At 53.6% G+C, this 21650-nt stretch carries 17 protein-coding genes; all 17 read right to left on the bottom strand.

All coding sequences use genetic code 11. The annotated features are described in order from the left end of the window. Positions 1–54: 54 nt before the first annotated feature. Positions 55–1053, bottom strand: coding sequence for a phenylalanine--tRNA ligase subunit alpha (gene pheS / locus JAO79_RS13385; RefSeq protein ID WP_199007760.1), 999 nt, complete (start codon positions 1051–1053; stop codon positions 55–57). 139 nt (positions 1054–1192) lie between these two features. Continuing rightward, positions 1193–1546 carry a 50S ribosomal protein L20 gene (gene rplT, locus JAO79_RS13390; RefSeq protein ID WP_114333214.1) on the bottom strand — a complete coding sequence of 118 codons (354 nt, stop codon included), beginning with the start codon at positions 1544–1546 and terminating at the stop codon, positions 1193–1195. Positions 1547–1596: 50 nt separating this feature from the next. Next, on the bottom strand, positions 1597–1788 hold the full coding sequence (rpmI, locus tag JAO79_RS13395) for a 50S ribosomal protein L35 (RefSeq protein ID WP_007151842.1): 192 nt from the start codon (positions 1786–1788) through the stop codon (positions 1597–1599). 94 nt (positions 1789–1882) lie between these two features. Beyond that, positions 1883–2419, bottom strand: a complete 537-nt coding sequence (gene infC, locus JAO79_RS13400; RefSeq protein ID WP_199007885.1) for a translation initiation factor IF-3 — start codon at positions 2417–2419, stop codon at positions 1883–1885. A gap of 2 nt (positions 2420–2421) precedes the next feature. Continuing rightward, on the bottom strand, positions 2422–4347 hold the full coding sequence (thrS, locus tag JAO79_RS13405) for a threonine--tRNA ligase (RefSeq protein ID WP_199007761.1): 1926 nt from the start codon (positions 4345–4347) through the stop codon (positions 2422–2424). A 158-nt stretch (positions 4348–4505) separates the two neighbouring features. Beyond that, a complete protein-coding gene (locus tag JAO79_RS13410; RefSeq protein ID WP_199007762.1) occupies positions 4506–7106 on the bottom strand; it encodes a TRAP transporter permease in 2601 nt (866 codons plus the stop codon). Between the two features lie 79 nt (positions 7107–7185). Beyond that, positions 7186–8169: a TAXI family TRAP transporter solute-binding subunit gene (locus JAO79_RS13415; RefSeq protein ID WP_199007763.1), complete on the bottom strand. Its 984-nt coding sequence runs from the start codon at positions 8167–8169 to the stop codon at positions 7186–7188. 186 nt (positions 8170–8355) lie between these two features. Next, entirely contained in the window at positions 8356–10746 is a 2391-nt protein-coding gene (locus JAO79_RS13420) for an efflux RND transporter permease subunit (RefSeq protein WP_199007764.1), read from the bottom strand. Positions 10747–10791: 45 nt separating this feature from the next. Continuing rightward, the gene (locus JAO79_RS13425; RefSeq protein ID WP_199007765.1) at positions 10792–11940 is read right to left on the bottom strand and encodes a WD40/YVTN/BNR-like repeat-containing protein; all 1149 of its coding nucleotides are present in this window, start codon (positions 11938–11940) and stop codon (positions 10792–10794) included. Positions 11941–12070: 130 nt separating this feature from the next. Further along, positions 12071–13459 (bottom strand): DUF1329 domain-containing protein, encoded by a 1389-nt coding sequence (locus JAO79_RS13430; protein WP_199007766.1) that lies wholly within the window; start codon positions 13457–13459, stop codon positions 12071–12073. A 200-nt stretch (positions 13460–13659) separates the two neighbouring features. Continuing rightward, positions 13660–16302 carry an aminopeptidase N gene (gene pepN, locus JAO79_RS13435; RefSeq protein WP_199007767.1) on the bottom strand — a complete coding sequence of 881 codons (2643 nt, stop codon included), beginning with the start codon at positions 16300–16302 and terminating at the stop codon, positions 13660–13662. Between the two features lie 31 nt (positions 16303–16333). Further along, entirely contained in the window at positions 16334–17170 is an 837-nt protein-coding gene (locus JAO79_RS13440) for a DUF2797 domain-containing protein (RefSeq protein ID WP_199007768.1), read from the bottom strand. After that, positions 17167–17469 (bottom strand): YeaC family protein, encoded by a 303-nt coding sequence (locus JAO79_RS13445; RefSeq protein ID WP_199007769.1) that lies wholly within the window; start codon positions 17467–17469, stop codon positions 17167–17169. The genes JAO79_RS13440 and JAO79_RS13445 overlap by 4 nt, the downstream gene beginning before the upstream one ends. A gap of 146 nt (positions 17470–17615) precedes the next feature. Next, the gene (locus JAO79_RS13450; protein ID WP_199007770.1) at positions 17616–18299 is read right to left on the bottom strand and encodes a rhomboid family intramembrane serine protease; all 684 of its coding nucleotides are present in this window, start codon (positions 18297–18299) and stop codon (positions 17616–17618) included. A gap of 15 nt (positions 18300–18314) precedes the next feature. Beyond that, complete coding sequence (locus JAO79_RS13455) at positions 18315–19328, bottom strand: metallophosphoesterase (protein ID WP_199007771.1); 1014 nt, start codon at positions 19326–19328, stop codon at positions 18315–18317. Between the two features lie 2 nt (positions 19329–19330). Then, positions 19331–20215: an NAD(+) kinase gene (locus tag JAO79_RS13460; protein ID WP_199007772.1), complete on the bottom strand. Its 885-nt coding sequence runs from the start codon at positions 20213–20215 to the stop codon at positions 19331–19333. A 114-nt stretch (positions 20216–20329) separates the two neighbouring features. Then, entirely contained in the window at positions 20330–21553 is a 1224-nt protein-coding gene (locus tag JAO79_RS13465; RefSeq protein WP_199007773.1) for a DNA repair protein, read from the bottom strand. Between the last annotated feature and the right edge of the window lie 97 nt (positions 21554–21650).

The raw sequence follows: 21650 nt of genomic DNA on the forward strand, positions 1-21650 counted from the left end.
ATGCCATTTATGCGGTTGATTCGGAGACTTGCTTGCGCCTTTTAGCCCTTCGGCTTATCGGAACTGGCGCAAGAAACGCAGGTCGTTTTCAAAGAACATTCGCAGATCTTTCACGCCGTAGCGAAGCATGGCCAGGCGCTCAACGCCCAGACCAAACGCAAATCCGCGATATTCTTCGGCATCAATGCCGCAATGCTCGAACACTTTCGGGTGCACCATTCCGCAACCCATGACTTCCAACCACTTAATGCTGCCGTCGGCTTCCCGGCCCCATTCGATATCCACTTCCGCAGAAGGCTCGGTGAACGGGAAATAAGAGGGACGGAAGCGTACTTTCAAATCTCGCTCGAAGAACACGCGCAAGAACTCTTCTACGGTGCTCTTGAGATCAGCAAAGCTCACATCTTTTTCGATCAGCAAGCCTTCTACCTGATGAAACATAGGCGTGTGCGTCATGTCCGAGTCACAGCGGTATACCCGTCCCGGGCAGATCATTCGGAACGGCGGCTTACCGGCTTCCATGGTACGGATCTGAACAGGGGATGTATGAGTACGCAGCAGCGTGCCCGGATTGAAATAGAAGGTATCGTGCATGGCACGAGCGGGGTGATGCCCCGGAATATTGAGGGCTTCGAAGTTATGGTAGTCGTCTTCGATTTCCGGCCCTTGCTCGACGCTGTAACCGGCGCGAGCAAAAATCTCTTCAATACGCTGAAGTGTGCGGGTCACCGGGTGCAGTCCACCCAGATCCTGTCCGCGGCCCGGCAAGGTCACATCAATGGATTCGCTGGCCAGTTTGGCCTCAATGGCGGCCTTTTCAAGATCGGCACGGCGGGCGTTAATAGCCTGTTCAACCTGCCCTTTGGCTTCGTTGATCTTCTGGCCGGCTGCAGGGCGTTCCTCTGCGGAAAGCTTACCCAGTGTTTTGGCCTGCTGAGTAATAGAGCCTTTCTTACCGAGGTACTCTACGCGAATTTGATCAAGCGCCTGAAGGTTGTCTGCCGCTTCGACTGCACTCAATCCGTCCTGAACCAACTGTTCAAGGTTTTCCATTGACCCTGCTCCAAACCTGAAATGAGGTAGGTTAAAACAAAAATAGGGGAAGAGCGCGCCCTTCCCCTATTCAGAAGGCACCGTCATGAACTCATGAGGCGCCCTGATCGATCAGTAATCGATGAAAGAGCTTAAGCGATCACAGGGACGCTTTGGCCTTCTCAACAATAACAGCAAAAGTCTGCTGCTCGTTCATGGCCAGGTCAGCCAGAACCTTACGGTCGATCTCAACATTCGCTTTCTTCAGACCAGCGATCAGACGGCTGTAAGACAGACCGTTTGCACGAGCACCAGCGTTGATACGAGCGATCCACAGAGCGCGGAAAGCACGCTTACGGTTACGACGGTCACGGTATGCGTACTGACCGGCTTTGATAACCGCTTGCTTGGCAACGCGGAATACACGACTACGAGCGCCGTAGTAACCCTTGGCCTGCTTGAGAATCTTCTTATGACGACGACGTGCTACCACGCCACGTTTTACACGAGCCATACTATTATCCTTCTACCTTAATATACTTGATCAAGAAGTTAGCGGCTGAATCAGCACGCCGTCATGCGCTTGATTGAAGCCACATCGGACTTGGCAATCAGCTTGGTGCCACGCAGCTGACGCTTACGCTTAGGGCTCTTCTTGGTCAGGATGTGACTGGTGAAGGACTGCTTGTGCTTGAAGCCAGTAGCGGTTTTCTTGAACCGCTTGGTAGCTCCACTCTTAGTTTTCATCTTAGGCATTTTTTAAAACTCCGCATTCTATTTTAGGAAAAACACTTGTGCCCCTGAACGACAAATCCCCCGCTAATGCGGGGGACCCATCATTGGATCAGGTTCACTTCTTTTTGCGGGGAGCCACAATCATGGTCATCTGCCGGCCTTCCATTTTCGGCCGCATCTCTACCGTTGCAAGCTCTTCAACATCCGCTTCGATTCGGTTCATGAGCTTCATACCAATTTCTTGGTGTGCCATCTCACGGCCCCGGAAACGAATGGTGATCTTGCCGCGGTCCCCGGCTTCAAGGAAACGTACCAGGTTGCGTAGTTTTACCTGATAATCCCCTTCTTCAGTTCCTGGACGGAACTTAAGCTCTTTGACCTGCGTCTGCTTCTGCTTTTTCTTGGCAGCTGCTTTCGCTTTCTTCTCTTCGAAGATTTTCTTGCCGTAGTCCATTATTTTACAGACGATCGGATCGGAATCCGTAACCTGTACCAGATCAAGTGTCGCTTCTTCCGCCATGCGGAGAGCGTCCTCAATTGGAACAACACCAACCTGATTGCCTTCGGCATCGATCAAGCGGACTTCAGTTGCGTCAATATTCTCATTGATAGGCGCTTTTGGAGTACGCCCCCGATTCGCTCGCTGTTTAATAATTAGATCTCCGTTTCAGTTTTGCCTTTACGTTCGATATCGGCAGCCAACAGCTGCTCAAACGCTTCAAGCGATAAGGTTCCTAAATCTTCCCCTTTGCGGGTGCGCACGGCAACCGCGTTGTTCTCGATTTCTTTGTCGCCTACAACGACAAGGTAGGGAACCTTGTTAAGAGTATGCTCGCGGATTTTAAAGCCGATCTTCTCGTTTCTCAAGTCAGCATTTACCCGATATCCCAAAGAATCCCATTTTTTAGCCAATTTTTCACAGTAATCACGCTGATTATCAGTGATATTCAGAACCGCAATCTGTGTTGGGGCCAGCCAGGTGGGGAACGCACCTTCGTATTCTTCGATCAGTATACCGATAAATCGCTCAAAAGACCCGAGAACGGCACGGTGCAGCATGACCGGCGTTTTCCGCTCGGAGTTATCGGCCACATACTGAGCCCCCAAACGACCGGGCATAGAGAAATCCACCTGAATCGTACCGCACTGCCAAACACGGCCGATGCAGTCTTTCAGAGAGAACTCAATTTTCGGGCCGTAGAACGCACCTTCACCCGGCAGCAATTCCCAGTCAACACCGGCACGGTTCAACGCTTCTTCAAGAGCCGCCTCGGACTTATCCCATACTTCGTCAGAACCCACACGCTTTTCCGGACGGGTTGAAAGCTTATACAGGATTTCAGAGAAGCCGAAATCCTCATACACTTCGTGCAGCAAGTGGATAAATGCCGACACTTCTTCCTGAATGGCGTCTTCTTCACAGAAAATGTGCGCATCGTCCTGAGTAAAGCCACGAACACGCATCAAACCGTGCAGTGCACCAGAAGCTTCGTTTCGGTGACAGGAACCGAACTCCGCCAGACGAAGCGGCAGATCCTTGTAGCTCTTCAGGCCCTGATTGAACACCTGCACGTGACAGGGGCAGTTCATGGGCTTGATGGCGTAATCGTGCTTCTCGGACTCTGTGGTAAACATCGCATCCGAGAACTTGTCCCAGTGACCGGACTTTTCCCATAGTGTGCGGGAAACCACTTGCGGAGTCTTGATTTCCTGGTAGCCGTGGTTGCGCAGCTTTCCACGCATGTACTGCTCGATTTCCTGATACAGCGACCAGCCATCCGGATGCCAGAACACCATACCCGGCGACTCTTCCTGCATATGGAATAGCTTCAGCTTCTTACCAATTTTGCGGTGGTCACGCTTTTCCGCTTCTTCCAGACGGTTCAGGTAAGCCTTAAGATCTTTCTTGTTGCCCCAAGCGGTGCCGTAAACCCGCTGCAACTGCTCGTTGTTGTGGTCACCACGCCAGAAGGCGCCCGCCACCTTAGTCAGCTTGAAGGCTTTCAGCTTACCGGTGCTTGGCACGTGAGGGCCACGACACAAGTCGATGAAGTCACCTTGGCGATAGAAAGACAGATCTTCGTCACCGGGAATGTCTTCGATGATCTGGACTTTGTACTCTTCGCCCATGTCTTCAAACAGTTTTACCGCCTCTTCCCGAGACATAACAGAGCGGGAAACCGGAATATCCTGCTTGGCCAACTCTTCCATGCGCTTTTCAATACGCGCCAGATCCTCATTGGTAAACGGACGATCGTATTTGAAGTCGTAGTAGAACCCGTTATCTACCACGGGGCCGATCGTTACCTGAGCCTCCGGGAAAAGTTCTTTGACCGCCATTGCCAACAGGTGAGCCGTTGAGTGGCGCACCACGTCCACGCCGTCTTCATCCCGCTCGGTCACGATCGCCAGCTCCGCGTCGTTTTCAATCAAGTGGCTGGTATCGACGAGCTGACCATCCACTTTGCCTGCCAGGGCAGCCTTAGCCAGGCCTGCGCCAATATCAGCGGCAACATCGTGTACGGTAACGGGTTCTGCAAAACTGCGGTGACTGCCATCTGGCAGGGTAATGACGGGCATGAAGCTCTCCTGATGATTCCTCAGCGGTGATCTATACCAAAGATCACATGGTTGTCAGCCTCCGCGACACAAACCGCGGGCCGATTTGAGGGCGAGTTTAACAGAAAAAAGCCCGGCAACAATGCCGGGCTTCTACTAACACCAACCTACCCTTGAATTTAGGCTGGTTGTGGCTGCGCCTCTTCTTTCGCCTTTCGCCTGAGCTGGCCGTAAGCCACAAACCCTAGCAACAAGAGAGCCGGAATGAACATCAGCTCCCTCGGCGGCCGTTCCAGCTTCGCCTGAACCGCCTCAATGGTCCAGCCAAACTGGATACCTGCTTTCTCCGCAGGGCTACCGAAGTTGACGAAGTCCACCGCCAGTGCGCCATCAAACTCTGACACTTCAAGGCCAGCAGCAGCCAAACGCTCGGCGGCAGTTTCACCGGCCGGCATATCGAGCTGCACGTAAGTGGTTACGTCGCTGCCATCGAGAGACATTCCGGACACCCTGAAGACAACGCTTTCGTCTTTAGGTGCCGTTTCAACGTATTCCATAATCGCAGCGCCCTGCACCTCTTCGTGGGGCGGGTAGACCATATCCCAGAAGAATCCCGGGCGGAACAGCGCAAAGGTGATCAGCAACAGCGCGATCGTCTCCCACCAACGGGTGCGAGTGAACCAGAAGCCTTGTGTGGCCGCCGAGAACACCAGCATTGCCGTGACCGCGCTGGCGATCGTGACCAACAGATCAAACCACCCGGTCAGACCAATCAGCAGCAGCTGCGTATTGAAAATGAACATGAAGGGCAAGATCGCGGTACGGATATCGTAGGTGAAGCCCTGCACACCCGTACGGATCGGATCTGCTCCGGATATGGCAGCCGCCGCATAGGCGGCCAGCCCCACGGGCGGCGTATCATCCGCCAGTATCCCGAAGTAGAACACGAATAGATGCACCGCAATGAGCGGCACCAACAGGCCGTTCTGGGCCCCCAGTGTGACAATAACCGGCGCCATCAAGGTAGACACAACAATATAGTTGGCCGTGGTTGGCAGCCCCATGCCCAGCACAAGACTGATCAATGCCGTGAATATCAGCATCAGCAGCAGGTTACCGCCCGACAAGAACTCCACGAACTGAGTCATCACCAGCCCGATGCCCGTCAGCGTGACCGTACCGACCACGATACCCGCAGTAGCCGTTGCCACACCAATGCCGACCATGTTTCGTCCGCCGGTGGCCAGGGAGTGGAAGAGATCTGATATACCACCAACGAACTCGCCCATCAGGCCGCCGTGCTTGCGGAAGAAAGCCTTCAACGGACGCTGGGTTATGACGATAAAGATCATGAACAAGGTTGCCCAGAAAGCAGACAGCTGCGGCGAGAAACGCTCAACCGTCAGGCACCAAACCAGCACGACAACCGGCAGTAGATAATACAAACCGGTCTTGACCGTTGGCCCCACTTCCGGAAGTTTCCCCATATCCTCATCCGGATCATCCACCTCCAGCTCGGGGAACCTGGTCGCATAACCAATAAGGGCAATGTAACTCAGCAGCAAAGCACCGCCTAACACCCATATCGCTGCGGCACCGAGGTATTCCTTAGTCCAACCAATGCCGTAGTACACTACCGCCGTCAATGCGAACAGACCGAGCAAAACCACCACCCAGTTCAGCATGCGCTGCGCCAGCGTTGGGCGATTCAAGCGCTCGATGCCCTGCATTTTCAACTTACAGGCCTCAAGATGCACGATGTAGATCAGGGCAACGTAAGAGATCATCGCCGGCAAGATGGCGTGCTTTATAACCTCCAGGTAGGAGATCCCGACGTACTCCACCATGAGAAAGGCGGCCGCCCCCATGATTGGCGGCGTCAACTGGCCGTTTGTGGAGGCAGCTACTTCAACAGCACCGGCTTTGGTAGCAGGGAAACCAACACGTTTCATCAAAGGAATGGTAAAGGTACCCGTAGTCACCACGTTGGCGATTGATGAACCGGAAATAACACCGCTCAGACCACTGGAAACCACGGCCGCCTTGGCAGGCCCGCCTTTCATGTGGCCAAGCATGGCGTAGGCGACTTTAATAAAGTAATTACCTGCCCCTGCACGCTCCAGCAATGCGCCGAAGAGTACAAACAGGAAAACGAAACTGGTGGAAACACCCAAGGCAACACCGAAAACGCCTTCGGTGCCCAGCCATTGATGAGAGGCCAGCTTGTTAAGGCTCACACCTTTATGCGAGATCACATCGGGCATGTAGGGGCCCGCCAGCGAGTATCCAATAAACACCGCGGCGACAACTGTTAACGGAAGCCCGAGCGCCCGACGCGTCGCCTCCAAGAGCAATACCAAACCAACCAGCGCAACCCAGAGATCCTGAGTAATCGGTGCACCGGGACGCTGGGCTAGTTGGTCATAGAAAACGTAAAGATAAGACGCTGAAGCCGCAGCGGCCGCTGCCAGAATCCAATCGTAGATGGGCACTTTGGTGGTGTGCACGCCCTTGAACATGGGAAACGCAGAAAAAGCCAAAAACACCGCAAACGCCAAATGGATCGAACGGGCTTCTGTGGAGTTGAAGATGCCGAAATTCAGAATAAACGGAAGTGGTGACGCAATCCAAAGCTGAAACAAAGACCAGCACACTGGAATAACGAAAAGGATTGCAGCCGCAGGCCCGACAAGCGCCCTGCCCCCGGTTTCCGTCTGTAATACCTGTTCGACTTTGGCAGCATCCACACTCGCGCCGGAACCGGAGTCATTCTTTGTCATTGAATGTACCTGTGATGTGTAGATAACTTGATGGGAAATTCAGGGCGAGCACAGCTCGCCCTGATGCGTGCACGGCCTGTTAGTCGATCAGGCCGGCTTCACGGTAGTACTTTGCAGCACCTGGGTGCAGAGGCGCACTCAGAGCATCAGCAACCATTTCTTCCTTCTTCAGGTTGCCAAACGCTGGGTGCAAACGCTTAAAGCTGTCGAAGTTCTCGAACACCGCTTTGACAACCGCGTACACAACATCATCGGGCACATCAGTGGAGGAAACGAATGTCGCCGCCACACCAAAGGTGGTTACATCTGCATCGGTTCCGCGGTACATACCACCCGGGATGGTTGCTTGACGGTAGTACGGATTATCAGCGATCAGCTTCTGGCTGGCCTTGTTGTCTACGTTGACAACAACGCTGTCACAAGAGGTGGTGGCTTCTTTGATAGCACCAGAGGGGTGACCAACGGTATAGAAGAACGCGTCGATGTTGCCATCGCAAAGTGCTTGCGACTGCTCGGCAGCTTTGATTTCTGCAGCCAGAGAGAACTTGTCCATACCCCAGCCCATAGCGTCCATCAACACTTCAGCCGTTGCACGCTGGCCTGAGCCCGGGTTACCGACCGACACACGCTTGCCTTCCAGATCTTCAAAGTTTTTGATGCCGGAGCCTTTGCTGGCGATTACAGTAAACGGTTCTGGATGCAGAGAGAAAACCGCACGCAGTTTTTCGTCCTTACCGGAATCCTCAAACTGGCTGGTTCCGTTGTAAGCGTGATACTGCCAGTCAGACTGGGCCACAGCCAAATCCAGCTCGCCTGCGCGGATCGCGTTCAGGTTGTATACCGAGCCACCGGTACTCTCCACTGAACAGCGGATACCGTGTTCTTTGCGGTCCATGTTAACCAAACGACAAATTGCACCACCTGCCGGGTAATAAACACCTGTTACACCACCGGTACCGATCGTCACAAAACGCTGGTCCTGGGCTGAAACAGAAGTGGATGCTGCGCCAAGGCTAACAGCTGCAGCGACGGCCATTGCGGACGCTTTAAGTTTCAGTGTCATGTGTACTCTTCCCTTTTTCAGTCATTATTGTCACTCGCCCACTCAGTCCATGGGCAAATCTTTCGCTCGAATTAAAACATAGAACACATCAGGCAATAAATAAAGGAACGATTGTGCCGCTAAACAGCTGAACAGAAAACAAAAAAAGCCCGCAGATGCGGGCTTTTTCATAGTTACTGACGGTTATCAGGATTTGGCCGCAGTTCTTGCCTTGGCCAACATCTTGTCTGGCCGCAACAGGAACCGTGCCAATGCTGGCAACAACCAGATAGCCCCCACCATATTCCACAAGAACATGAAGAACAGTAGGAAGCCCATATCCGCCTGGAATTTGATCGGCGAGAAGATCCAGGTCACCACACCAAGCCCCAGCGTTACGCCGGTAAAGATAACGGCCTTACCTGTTGAACGCAGTGTTTCGTAATAAGCCTCTTGCAGAGGTTTGCCTTCTAACAGGAAGTGCTCCAGCTTGCTGTAGATGTAGATACCGTAGTCAACACCGATCCCCACACCCAGCGCAATAACCGGCAGGGTTGCCACTTTGATGCCGATACCGGACATCGCCATGATGGCCTCACACAGAATCGAGGTCAGCCCCAACGGAATCACGATACACGCAACTGCACGCAGCGAGCGGAACGTCAGGAAGCACAGTAAACTCACAACGCTGTATACCAGCAGGAGCATGATGTCCTTGGCGCCGGAAATCACTTCGTTAGTCGCCGCCTCGATACCCGCGTTACCAGCCGCCAGCAAGAACGTATGCTCTTCGTTGCTGTTCGCCTGGGCGAATGCCTCTGTTCTTTCGATAACGGTCTGCAGAGTTTCTGCTTTGTGGTCTTCCAGGAACACCAGCACCGGAGTCAGATCACAGCTTGTGTTGATCAAGCCCGAAGGTGCATCACGGATGGACGCGTTGATGATGGTCTGGTTACGAGAAATCTCGAACCACTTCCAGTTACCTTCGTTAAGTGCCTTGGTCACCAACTTGGACACGTCGGCCAGCGATACAGAACCCTGAACGCCCGGCGTGTTCTGCAGCTCCCACTGAAGGCTATCCATCGCCCGAAGCACGTTGTACTGGGTACACTGTTCTTCAGGCGTTTTCACCATAACAACCAATACGTCGGCACTGGTGGAATAATTATCGATAATGAAAGCATTATCTTTGTTGTAACGGGAGTCCGCTCGCAACTCTGGCGCACCCTGGTCAAGGTCACCGATTTTCAGGTCTTGCTTGTAATACATACCCAAGCCAAGGCCGATTACCGCAATCAACAAGGAAATAGGCGCCACACCCGGGTGTGAGAAGTAGGACATAACGCGCCATTTTCGATCCTGCTTTTCACCATGATTCTGAACGTGACGCACGCCGCCCTTGGAAATGCCAATGTAAGACATAATCAGAACGTGCAACACCAGGTTCGTGACGATCACGAAGGCGACACCCAAGCCGGCAGCCACTGCCAGATCGCGGATAACGTCGATTTCGATAAACACCAGGGTCAGGAAGCCCATGGCATCTGAAATCAGCGCCAGCATGCCCGGGATATACAGCGCACGAAAAGCCAGGCGGGCAGACGTTACGGCATCGAAGCCTTTCGCTGATTCAACCGCCATGGCGTTAACAATCTGAACGCCGTGACTGATACCAATAGCAAATACCAGGAAAGGCACCAGTACTGAGTAGGGATCCAGGCCATACCCGAGCAACCTGAGCGCACCCAACTGCCAGAACACCGCAATGATCGAGGTAAACACCGGCACCAAAGTTCCAGCGATGCAGCGCGAGTACCAGAACAGCAGCAGCGTGGTTAGCAAAATGGTAATGCCCGCGAACCAGGCAATAGAGCCGATGCCTTCAATCAAATCTCCCACTTTCTTGGCAAAGCCGACGATGTGGATGCTGATTTCAGGATTCTGGCCTTCATATTTGTTCCGGATTTTTTCTTCCAGCTGACGAGAAAACTCCGCGTAATCCAACGCTTCGCCGGTTTCCGGGTTTTTCTCGTACAGTGGCGCGTAAACAACCGTCGACTGGAAATTATCCGAGATCAGGCGACCCACTTCGTTCGAACGCAGAACGTTCTGACGTAACTGCTCGAGGCTCTCACGCGATCCGTCGTAGTTGTCCGGAATAACCGTGCCGCCCTGGAAACCTTGTTCGGTCACTTCCACCCATCGAACGTTAGACGTCCACAGCGATTTCAACCCGGAACGATCCACACCATTGAGATAAAACATCTCATCGGTGATCTGCTTCAGGGTTTCCATGTATTCGGGATCAAAAATATCTCCGTCTTCAACCGCTACGGCGATACGGACGAAGTTACCCAGATTTTCCAGGTCATCCCGATGGTCGAGCATGTTGACGATGTACGGATGCTCCAGCGGAATCATCCGCTCAAAGCTGGCATCCGGCTGGATCTTGGCAGCGTTATAGCCAAGAAACAGTGTCAGCACGAGAAATCCGAACAAAATCAAAGCCCGGTTGTTAAATATCAAACGCTCAAGAAACGGTTCCGCTTTTGGCGTTGTCAGGTAATGTTCACCCCTGTCATGCATCGGGTCAGACATTAATAAGCCCTCTATCCTTTATTCCGTTGATGCCACACCAGGGCGTTATTTAAGGTTCTTACCGCGAGAATCGGTGAATTTCACTCCACCCTCACCGACCAGCAAAAGATTGGTTTCCGACAGCGGAACGGCCCCCATCACACTCCCGCGATCATTGCGGAAATATGCGCTGAACGTCTCACCACCATCTACGCTCATCAAAACTGCGCCGCTGTTCCCCACCAGCGTAATGCGACCATCTTCAGTCACAATCGCATTATTCAACGTGGTATTACCCTCATTCGGGACGATGGTCCAACTGCGCCCCAGATCATTTGAGAAAATCGTGGTTCCGCGCAGACCGAATGCCAGAATTTCATTGGCACTACCAGTGCCCGTTACACCAAACAGCGAGCCTGGATAGGGACTTTCGCGACGTTCCCAAGTGTCACCGTTGTCGACGGAAACATGAATCTGTCCCGCCTCACCGACAAGCACCAAGGCACCACCGTCGATCCGGTCAATACTGTTGTAATGGAAGTTTTGAGCGTTATCGATGTACGGCGACCAGTCTTGCCAGGATTCGCCGCCGTCCTGAGTTCGCAAAATCATTCCGTAGGCACCAACTGCAAAACCGTGCTTATCGTTCTCGAACCAAACATCGAGTAGCGGGTTAACCGGCCCTACTTCCATATCGGCTTCCGCGTTTTCAAGCGCAAAAACCAAATCATCCAACGCCCACTCAAGATCGTCTTTCTGATCTTCAGGGGCCTGCTCGATGGTCTCTTCCATCTCAGCTATCTGCGCTTTCTTGCTTTCGATGGTCAGCGCGGCTGCTTTCAGCCCATCAAACTGCAGAACCCAGTTCTCGCCCGCATCCGAAGAATGCAACAGAACACCACTGTGCCCGACAGCCCAGCCGTGGTTTTCGGTGCCGAAATCCAAAGCTGTCAGTGTGACCGACACTGGCACTTCGGCCTGTGCCCAGCTTTCACCCTCGTTATCGGAATAAATAATGTGCCCGCGCTCACCAACCGCAACAATACGATCCCCGGTGCGGGTTACATCATTCAGCAACGACTCGGGGGCCAATTCTGTATCCCGCGCGGGAATATCAATGATATCTTTAAGCGCAAACGCCGAGGGTGCCGCAAATGCCATGGAGAGGCCGATACAGGCAGAACCCAGTGTCGCGCACTTGAATCTATTAGCCATTCAGATTGCCTTTACGTTGATTGAATCATGAAACTGTTGCCGCAGATGCCGCCAGCAAGCCGGCAGCCCTCGCTGCCGGCCTTAGTCTTATTTTTGAACTCAGCGACACACTAATCGGGTCCCTTGAAACCTATCGAACACTGCGTCTACGCAGGGACGACGGTGAGAAATATCGCTTGTTAGGAATATCATCGCTGAACACCCGTGTATTCGGCTCTTCCGTATCCAAACCCAGCACGTGATAGCGGCGAGCCTGAAGGTCGTGATAGACATCCAGAACCGTCCAAACCCCCGGTAAATCATAGTAGTTTTTGAGGATACCCATGGTCACGCGCCACAGTTCGCCCCGACCGTCGTATTGGTCAAGCAGAACCGTATTCCAGCTGTCGGCATCGACATAGAAACGGCGTTTGCCATAAATGTGACGCTCGCCTTCTTTCAGGTTAGCTTCCACAACGTGCACCCGATGCAGTTCCCAACGGGTCAGATCTGGGTTCAGGTGGGTTTTTCCGAGAATTTCGGAATAAGGCGTACCCTTCTCGCCAATTCGATAGTTGTTGTAGGGGATATAGATCTCTTTAAGGCCTTCGTATTTCCAGGTGTAGCGATCCATGGCGCCGTTAAAGATATCGGTATCATCGGCCGTACGCAGGTTGTCGGCTGCGGCGATGGGTGAGTCATAGCCCAGGTTGGGCGCTCGGCGAACCCGCCGCTGACCGGCGTTATACCCCCAGCCATTTCGCGGGTTAATTATCTGGTTCAGGGTTTCATGAACCAGAATCGCACCACCGGCCAGACGCGGAGGCGATTGGGTGAAGCTCAGGTAGTAGAAAATAACGTTATCAAGATCCTTTTCACTACCTTCAGGATTATAGAAGTTAAAGAACGCTTCTTGCTGGGATGTCACCAGACCATAAGTACCGTTGGTTTGCACAGCCACTTCGCTGCTGCGGCGAGTGATGCTGATACCGCGCCAGCGAGTCAGGTGGTTCCAGATAACCTGCCAGGCTTTTTCTTCGTTAGACCCATGCAAAATCGGGAAAGGGTAACCGCCGTAGGCACCTTTCAGCCCCTCTGCTTCGCCTACGATTCGAGCTTTGGTCGCATTCTTCTTTGTGTTTTCTGCAACCCAGTCTGGCACAGCGTGCGTACGCCGGGACTGGTACACAGGAATTCTGAAGGTAGTCGGATAGGCTTCCAGCATGGCTTTGACGCCATCGGTCAAATGCTCGCTGTACTGATCCATATTGGAGGCATTAATCTCGAACAGAACCTCGTCGTCCGGAAATGGATCAATGTGATGCTGCCCGCTGCCTTCGTAGCCGGCTGGTGCTTCAGTCAAGCCCCCGGTCCACGCCGGAATCGTACCAGCCTCATTACCGGCCTTAACCGATCCGAACGGTGTGAGATCATTGCCAAGACGTGCGGCCTGGCTCGAAGAGACGGCAGCCGTAACCGGTGACGCGGCAAATGACAGAGCCAGCAGCCCGCCAAGCCATAGATTCTTCTTATATTTCATTGTGTAACCTTAAAGTGTCTGAAAGCCTCTAACGGGCCATCTTGTTATTGTCTGATACTACTCAAACTTTCTTTCAGGTTAGTCGATCGAGCAACAAAGTCTATCGACCAAAAGTGCGATTTTGTATCTACAACAGCCCGCCACCGTTGGCTCCCCCCCCTACACGGAACCAACGGCGTCTGGGTTCCATTTTATCGGCATCAATCGGCCAAACTTTTCAGAACCACCTCATAAACATCCCGTGAAAGCTCGCTTTTGTCGCGCACATGCTCCAACGCAGCTTTCATTTGGTCACCGTACTTTGGCGCAAACTTCTTCCAACGGGTCAGCGGCGAAATCAAACGCGCGGCAATCTGAGGATTGCTGTCGTCCAGCCTGCACACCTGATCAGCCAGGAACCGATAACCACTGCCGTCGGCTTTGTGGAACGCGGCCAGATTCTGACCTGCAAACGCCCCGATCACCGAGCGAACCTTGTTCGGGTTTTTCCAATCGAACGCAGAATGCTGAAGAAGCGCCTGTATCTGTGGCAGCTGGCCGGCTTGATGGCTTGAGGCCTGGACGGAGAACCACATTTCAACAACTTGCGGGTCATCACTGAACTGACGATAGAACTCGACCAGAGCCTGCTCGCGCTCATCAACAAAGTCAGAGTTCACCAAGGCCCGTAATGCGCCCAAACGGTCTGTCATGTTATCAGCTGAACGATACTGGTCGAGCGCAAACGCCAAGCCATCAGAATCTTTAATGTGCAACAGCCAAGCGAGCGCCGTATTGCGAAGACTGCGGTGCGCAATCGCATCCGGCGTCAGCTGATAGTCGCCCTGCGCCTGGCTGCGCTGATAGCACGCCACCAATTCGTCTCGCAGCGATTCGGCAAGGTGCGTCAGCACTCGTTCACGGGCCGCATGAATTGCCGGCACATCCGCCTGATCCGCCAGCTCAACCAGATAGGCCTCTGAAGGGAGCAGCAGCATTTTTGCGACCAGCGCCTGATCCAGTGACGTGTCGTTCAGCAGACTTCGGTAGGCCTCGACCAATCTCGGATCAATCTCTGCATCGTCCGATGCTTCCATCAAAGACTGAATGACATCAACCGCCAAACGCTGACCGGCATCCCATCGGTTAAAGCCGTCCGGATCGTGGCTCATCAGGAACAGCAACTGCTCACGGGTCCATGGGTACTGCACTCGAACAGGCGCAGAAAAGCTCCGCAACAACGACGGTATCGGGCGTTCCGACAGGCCGTGGAACTCGAAGCTGTGCCCTGCCTCTGTCAGCTCAAGCACACGATCAACCGGCCCGCCCTGCTCTTCGGCATTCAGATTCAAGGGTAAAGACTGGCCCGCTTTATCAAGCAAACCAAGAGCGAACGGAATGTGCTGGGGCTTCTTATCCGGCTGGCCCGGAGTGTCGGGAATGCTCTGACGAATATTCAGACGGTACACGCCGCGCTGCTCATCATATTCATCACTCACCGTGACCACCGGCGTACCCGCCTGCTCGTACCATAAGCGGAATTGCGTTAAATCACGGCCGGAGGCATCTTCCATTGCCCGCACAAAGTCATCGGTGGTAACCGCCTGGCCATCATGACGCTCAAAGTAGAGATCGCTGCCTTTGCGGAACAGTTCCTCGCCGAGCAGGTTATGGATCATTCGCACAACTTCGGCACCCTTCTCATAGATGGTCAGCGTGTAGAAGTTGGAAATCTCCATATACGACGCAGGGCGAACCGGGTGCGCCATCGGGCCGGCATCTTCTGCAAACTGAGCAGTGCGCAGGAGCGTTGCATCCTCAATGCGCTTTACCGTGGGTGAGCCCATATCTGCTGAGAACTGGGCATCCCGGAACACCGTAAAGCCTTCTTTCAGGCTCAACTGGAACCAGTCGCGGCACGTAACCCGGTTGCCGGACCAGTTGTGGAAGTATTCGTGGGCGACGATCGCTTCAATTCGCTGGAAAGAGGCATCAGTCGCCGTTTCCTGGCTGGCCAACACGCAGGACGAGTTGAAAATATTCAGCCCCTTGTTTTCCATCGCGCCCATGTTGAAGTCATCGACCGCCACGATCATGAAGATATCGAGATCGTATTCCCGGCCATACACCTCTTCATCCCAACGCATGGAACGCTTCAAAGCATCCATGGCGAAGTCGCACTTGGCCGCGTTGCGGGGTTCAACATACATGCGCAAATCGATAGAACGGCCAGAACAGGTTGTGAAGGTGTCTTTCTTCTCAACCAGATCGCCGGCAACCAAAGCAAACAAATAAGCCGGCTTAGGGAACGGATCTTCCCAAGTCACGAAATGCCGCCCGCCTTCAAGCTCACCCTGGTCAATCGGATTGCCGTTGGAAAGCAAAATCGGATAAGCCGCCTTGTCAGCCTCTACGCGGGTGCGGAACACCGCCATCACGTCAGGGCGATCCGGGTAATAGGTAATGCAGCGGAAACCTTCGGCTTCGCACTGAGTGCAAAACATGCCGGAGGATTTGTACAGCCCCTCCAGGCGAGTGTTGTTTTGCGGCTCAATCCAGGTCACTACATTCAATTCGAACCGGGCTGGCACGTTTTTTATAACCAGCTTGTCACCCTGCTCTTCGTAGGCATCGCCCGACAACAACTCGCCACCGAGCGACACAGATTCCAGCTTCAAGCTATCACCGTCGAGCTGCAAAGGCGCTTCGGCCTCGGTGCTTTCAGGGTTTCGGCGCACGGCCATGGTACTGTAGACCCGGGCGCCGTCTTCAAACAATTCGAAACGCAAATCCACACGATCAACCAAATAGGCGGGAACCTGATATTCGTTCAGGTAAATGGTTTGCGGCTGATTGGTTCGCATTCATACTCTCCAAACAAAAAACATGACAGGCTCAGTCGAGAACCCGGAACCGGACTTCGTAACCGGTAAATTTTCGGACGTTGATCACGCCGGTATCGAGCATCAGGTACTGGCCTTTGATACCTTCCAGCACGCCTTCTACCTCGGGCGTTTTATCCAGATTATGGGTTTTGACCTTCGCCGGCCAGACTTGCACCGGATAACCCAACCCAAGTGAGGCCTCATCCACAATTCGCAAACTGTCTTCGCCGTGTTGGCGCTTTAACTCGGCCAGATCGTCTTCGACCAACGCCAATATGCGCTGACGCTCTTCAACCAAATCCAGTTCCGGCACATCGCCCTTCAGCATTGCACGCCAGTTGGTGCGGTCAGCAACATGGCTCTTACACGCAACTTCCGCCAGACCTGCCAGATAGCGGCTCGACACGCGCAACATAGGAATGGCATCAACAGCGCCCTGATCGATCCAACGCGTGGGGACCTGGGTGCCCCGTGTGATGCCAACTTTCAATCCGCTGGAATTGGCCAGATACACCACGTGTTCAACCATGCAGTTAGCCTCGCCCCACTCTGGCTCGCGGCAGGTGCCTAGATGGAAATGACACTTCTCGGGGCTCATAATGCAGCTGTCGCAGGCCGCCAGCTTACGGAAACAGGGGTAACAAAAACCCTGGTTAAAACTCTTCTTGGTGATGCGGTCGCAGTTGATGCAGCGAATCACACCCTCAAAATCCAGTCTCAGCTTCTTTCCGATCAGCTCGTTCATCGGGATTCGGGTATCGCCCACTGCCAGAGTGTACGCCACCGGATGTCCCGCCTCTGCGGGCATTTTTCGCAAACGCCCGGTCACATCGATAGAGTCCGTCAAACCTTAACCTCAACAAATTGATCCGGATCGACATCGTTGTTCTGTGCCTGGCGATCTTTTCGGAACTGCACAGAGGGGTCACAAGCCGTCCCGGCCTTTTCGCCGCGATCCAGGTACCCCACCCGCTCTTCCTCGGGGATGTTGTGCTTGTTTTCGTAATAAATGACCGCTTCGAGAGAAATCGCGCGCTGCTCACGTGAAATGGCTCGACCGTCAGGCCACTTGCCCAGCTCAATGGCCTGTTTGAGGTTGCGGTAGATGGTTGGATCCAGCCGCTCAATCAGTTCGTCGTAGGTCATGACCCACCTCTTGAAAATAGGTTCGTAAAAAAAATCGGCAAATCCGTTTGACAGACGCAAATGATAACGATTATTATTTTCAAACCAAATGTCACTGGTCGTTTCATTTGGTCTCTCTCATCAGGAGCTATTAGCTCTTTTCAGCCTCACCTTTTGGTGGGGCTTTTTTTATGGGGAGGCACTATCAGCGCCATCGCCAATCCCCCCAGAAAACCGCCCAGATGTGCTTCGTTCGCCATTCGACCCAACCCGACCCATTCGGGAATAGGCGTAAATCCAATAACCATCCAGACCAACGCGAAGGTTACCAGCGCCGGCGGGAACTGAAACCGGGGTTGCCTCTGCTGACTCAACCAGCAATACCCCAACACCCCATAGACGACGCCTGACAAACCACCAAATAACGGTCCGGACACCAGATACTGAAGCACGTTGGAGGCAAGGCTCGTCACCACGAACAGACCAATAAGCCTCGCCTTACCGTCGATCCACTCGATCTGACTGCCAAGAAACCAGAGCATCACGGCGTTAAAAATCAGATGGGTCCAACTGAAGTGCAGGAAGTCTGGCGTAATCAAGCGCCAGACTTCGCCGGCAGCCAAGGTTGCTAACAACGCGTCGAGCCGACCTTGAAAGGTATCAAACACATGCCAGGGCACGATTCGGGGATCTACGGCTGTCATTTTGACCGCCAGGGCATTTTGCCCCATACCCGTCAGCCAAACCATGATCAGGGCCAGCACAAGTACTGCGGTCACAAGGGGCGCATGCTTCGGCCCCGGCTGCCAGCGGCCATCCGGGGTCACAGGGAATGAATTCCGGTTCTCCAAACTTACCTCGCAGGGTTATCGAGCGACACTGTCTTCACTGATCGGATAATCGGTTTGGTCAGGACGACTCACATCCACCCAAACAAACTTGTCTTTCGACAAGACCTTTTCATCGTCCATCCGGTACGCCACCATTCGTCCATACTTCACGGCACTGTAATCAATGCAGGCGACGTTGTGCTTCAAAGGAGCTGGTTCACTGTCCATCCAATAGTGGCCAACGAAAACCGGGGGCGCATCCTTGGGGTAGGTAATCAATTGCGCCCGCTCGTCTGGCGTCAACTCCATGGCGGCCACTTCCGGTGGCAACGGGTCGGGCTGAAACACGACATCTGCATAGGTTTGAGGGTTGTCGGCCCAGAATTTAGTGCGGAAAAACTCCCGGGTATAGCCATCCCGCCCGGTAATTTTTACCCCTTCTGGCAAACGAAGGTCCGTCCCTCGCAGCAATGTGTCCATGACCTGACCGGCGAACGACTCTATGGCAGCCGATGCGTGAAGAAAGTCCTCATCAATGCACGCACCCCCCTGGTTCTCGCGGAACTGATCAATCAACGTTTGATCCCAGCAGGCGTGAACGACACGAAAACCCTCTTCTTCAATAAATAGCGGAATGGTGTAAAACCACTCCAGAAACTCATTCCATTCATGGGGATACGCATCAAATTGCTCGAGCGTTTCCTTGATCAACCGGTCATGGCGGGGATTATGTTCGCGAAGAAACTGTTTTCCGCTACCCGGACGGGCACGGGTACAGTAACCCAGCGCGTTATATTCGTGATTGCCCATGACAATTCGGGCAGAGCCCCGCTCAACCATATCCCGAACCAGATGCAGCGATTCGCGAATTCTGGGGCCACGGTCAATGATGTCGCCAATGAAAATTGCCTGACGGCGCGAATGCTCGTATACGCCGTTGTGCTTGCGATACCCCATTTGAACCAGCAATTGCTCAAGGGTATTCGCACACCCGTGCACATCACCGATGATGTCGTAACCGCGTTTGCCCACTTCGTTTGCTCTCACCATGATCAACTCGCTGCTATCTCGCTTGCCCAACCCAGCTTGTCACGACAGGTGGCGTAGAAATTGTGATCGGTCGGGTGAATAAGACGGATCTTGAACGGCTTCTTGGTGATACGAATGATATCGCCAGGGGCACACGCAATATTCATCTGCCCATCAAAACTGACTTGCGGATAGGTTTCATTGGTTTCCCCGATCACCAGTTTGATCTCGCTTTTGCCGTCAACCACGATCGGCCGACTGCTCAAGGTGTGCGGAAACATGGGAACCAGAACAACTGCATCCAGTTTGGGATGCATGATCGGGCCGCCCGCAGACAAGGAGTAAGCTGTAGAGCCTGTGGGCGTTGCCACGATCAGGCCGTCTGAACGCTGGCTGTAAACGAAGTGCCCGTCGATATAAAGATCGAAACCAATCATCCGGGTAGATTTACCGGGGTGCAGCACGACATCGTTCAGTGCCGACCCGAAACCCAAAGGTTGGCCGTTCCGCTCAACATGGCCATCCAGCAGGAAGCGCGATTCTTCCATGTAATCGCCAGCCAGAACCTGCGCCAGACGTTCTTCGAGATCCACCGGCGATATATCGGTCAGAAAGCCCAAGCGGCCCCGGTTTACCCCGAGAATGGGCACTTTCGACTTTGCCAGCTCACGTGCCGCGCCCAACAGGCTGCCATCACCGCCAACGACGATAACAAGATCGCAAATCTCTCCGAGCAGTTTTTTACTGGCCACCTGAAGCCCGTGGCCAGGAATCATGGTGGCGGTGTCTTCTTCAATAATGACCTGATAGTTATTGGCCGTCAGGTATTGCTTAAGCTGACGCAGCGACTCGACCACTTTGACGCTGCCCATGCGGCCAATGATGCCGATATTCCTGAATTGATCCATGAAGTATCCTGTGGTGCCTTTATGCGACAGGCGCAGCGATCTGCCACCCTGATCTTTTTCCGAAGTTAGGGACAGTTTAACGAAACTCGCGCAGATACTAAAAAAAGATCGATATCACGGTTTGTGGGCGTCGCAGCGATCATCGATGCCCGCCTTGAATTCGGCTGGCTGCGTCACGCGGACGATCGGCTCATCACACGGCACCCCGGCCTCATTGTGCTGCACGCAGTGCGGATGTTCGTAGTGTTCCAGCCATTCCTGATAAGCTGCTTCGCTCAAACCACAGCGCTCGGCGGCATAAGCCACGGGATTCTTGAAGTAGGTGCTAATGTCAGCGGCCGGAAGAGAAATGTGGCCTACACCATGATGAAAAGCCACTAAAAACACCGAGTGGTCCTGCAGTTTCGCTAAAACAGACCCCTCCAGAGGCTCGCGGTTCTTGAGCTCATCGTTCTCCTGCTCTAGGGCATCAATCGCCTCGTCACGCAGTTTCAACTCGTGCTGCTTGCGTTCAAGCTGTTCACGCAACAAAACCAACTCGGCACTGGCTTTGTCACCGGATTCCGAGTGGTTCCCGGCCATACTTTGCTGCATCGACAGGTATTGTTCGTTGCGCTCGGCCAAGCGCTGCTTCAACTGCCCATTAGTATGTTTAAGACGCTCATATTGCTGCTCAAGCTCCAGAAACTCATTCCGTAGCGCCTGCATTTCAACCCGATGTTCACGCCGCAGGTCACTCAAGACATCCCGGTGCACACTTTGGAGAGTTTTAATCCGCAGACGGTGCTCGCGCAACAATTGAGCCATGCGAGAACGCTGCTGTGAGTCGTCGTCATTCGGGACATCGTCTGGAAGGTCAAGGGTGGGAATATCGGCCTCCCGCGCTTCCACTTTTTGAAACCGAAGAGAATTCGCCTGAACTGACTTGCGTATGGAATGGAAGTGGCTATTCCCGGGCGTCATATCCGGGTCCCAAAGAGACTCTTTTACCGAGGCATCCGGCGTTTGGCTTCGGCACACCAAACGGATCGGGCCACCGCCCAGATCCGGGCCTTTCGATCCTTGCTCTGCCAATGCTTCAACCGGAATGCTCCAGCTTCTATCGGCCTGACCGTCCTCATCAAACCAGATTTTGAAAAAAACCAGAGCCGCTACCGTAAGATCCGGGTTCAGATTGACAAGCACCGCTCGCACTTCCGTTTCTGCGAGGTCGGAAAGCCCCACATATCCGTCCAGAAACGCGCCGAATTCCGACAAACGCATTTGACGTGCAACCTGCACTCCATCCATGAAAAATACTGCCGAGTGCGCCTCGGCAGCTTGGCTGGCAATAACCATTAACCTTCTCCGTGCTTCGGGAACTCTATTACAAGGCGCTATCAGGCGCGCCAAGACTCCAGATCGAGTCATCCTTGATACAGTCTAGCTAGACCTA

This window comes from Marinobacter litoralis, assembly GCF_016427555.1.
Classification (GTDB): Bacteria; Pseudomonadota; Gammaproteobacteria; order Pseudomonadales; family Oleiphilaceae; genus Marinobacter; species Marinobacter litoralis_A.

Excerpts from the sequence above, each read along its gene's own strand:
- pheS (WP_199007760.1), bottom strand. The coding sequence starts at position 1,053 with ATGGAAAACCTTGAACAGTTGGTTCAGGACGGATTGAGTGCAGTCGAA.
- rplT (WP_114333214.1), bottom strand. The coding sequence starts at position 1,546 with ATGGCTCGTGTAAAACGTGGCGTGGTAGCACGTCGTCGTCATAAGAAG.
- rpmI (WP_007151842.1), bottom strand. The coding sequence starts at position 1,788 with ATGCCTAAGATGAAAACTAAGAGTGGAGCTACCAAGCGGTTCAAGAAA.
- thrS (WP_199007761.1), bottom strand. The coding sequence starts at position 4,347 with ATGCCCGTCATTACCCTGCCAGATGGCAGTCACCGCAGTTTTGCAGAA.
- JAO79_RS13410 (WP_199007762.1), bottom strand. The coding sequence starts at position 7,106 with ATGACAAAGAATGACTCCGGTTCCGGCGCGAGTGTGGATGCTGCCAAA.
- JAO79_RS13415 (WP_199007763.1), bottom strand. The coding sequence starts at position 8,169 with ATGACACTGAAACTTAAAGCGTCCGCAATGGCCGTCGCTGCAGCTGTT.
- JAO79_RS13420 (WP_199007764.1), bottom strand. The coding sequence starts at position 10,746 with ATGTCTGACCCGATGCATGACAGGGGTGAACATTACCTGACAACGCCA.
- JAO79_RS13425 (WP_199007765.1), bottom strand. The coding sequence starts at position 11,940 with ATGGCTAATAGATTCAAGTGCGCGACACTGGGTTCTGCCTGTATCGGC.
- JAO79_RS13430 (WP_199007766.1), bottom strand. The coding sequence starts at position 13,459 with ATGAAATATAAGAAGAATCTATGGCTTGGCGGGCTGCTGGCTCTGTCA.
- pepN (WP_199007767.1), bottom strand. The coding sequence starts at position 16,302 with ATGCGAACCAATCAGCCGCAAACCATTTACCTGAACGAATATCAGGTT.
- JAO79_RS13445 (WP_199007769.1), bottom strand. The coding sequence starts at position 17,469 with ATGACCTACGACGAACTGATTGAGCGGCTGGATCCAACCATCTACCGC.
- JAO79_RS13455 (WP_199007771.1), bottom strand. The coding sequence starts at position 19,328 with ATGGTGAGAGCAAACGAAGTGGGCAAACGCGGTTACGACATCATCGGT.
- JAO79_RS13460 (WP_199007772.1), bottom strand. The coding sequence starts at position 20,215 with ATGGATCAATTCAGGAATATCGGCATCATTGGCCGCATGGGCAGCGTC.
- JAO79_RS13465 (WP_199007773.1), bottom strand. The coding sequence starts at position 21,553 with ATGGTTATTGCCAGCCAAGCTGCCGAGGCGCACTCGGCAGTATTTTTC.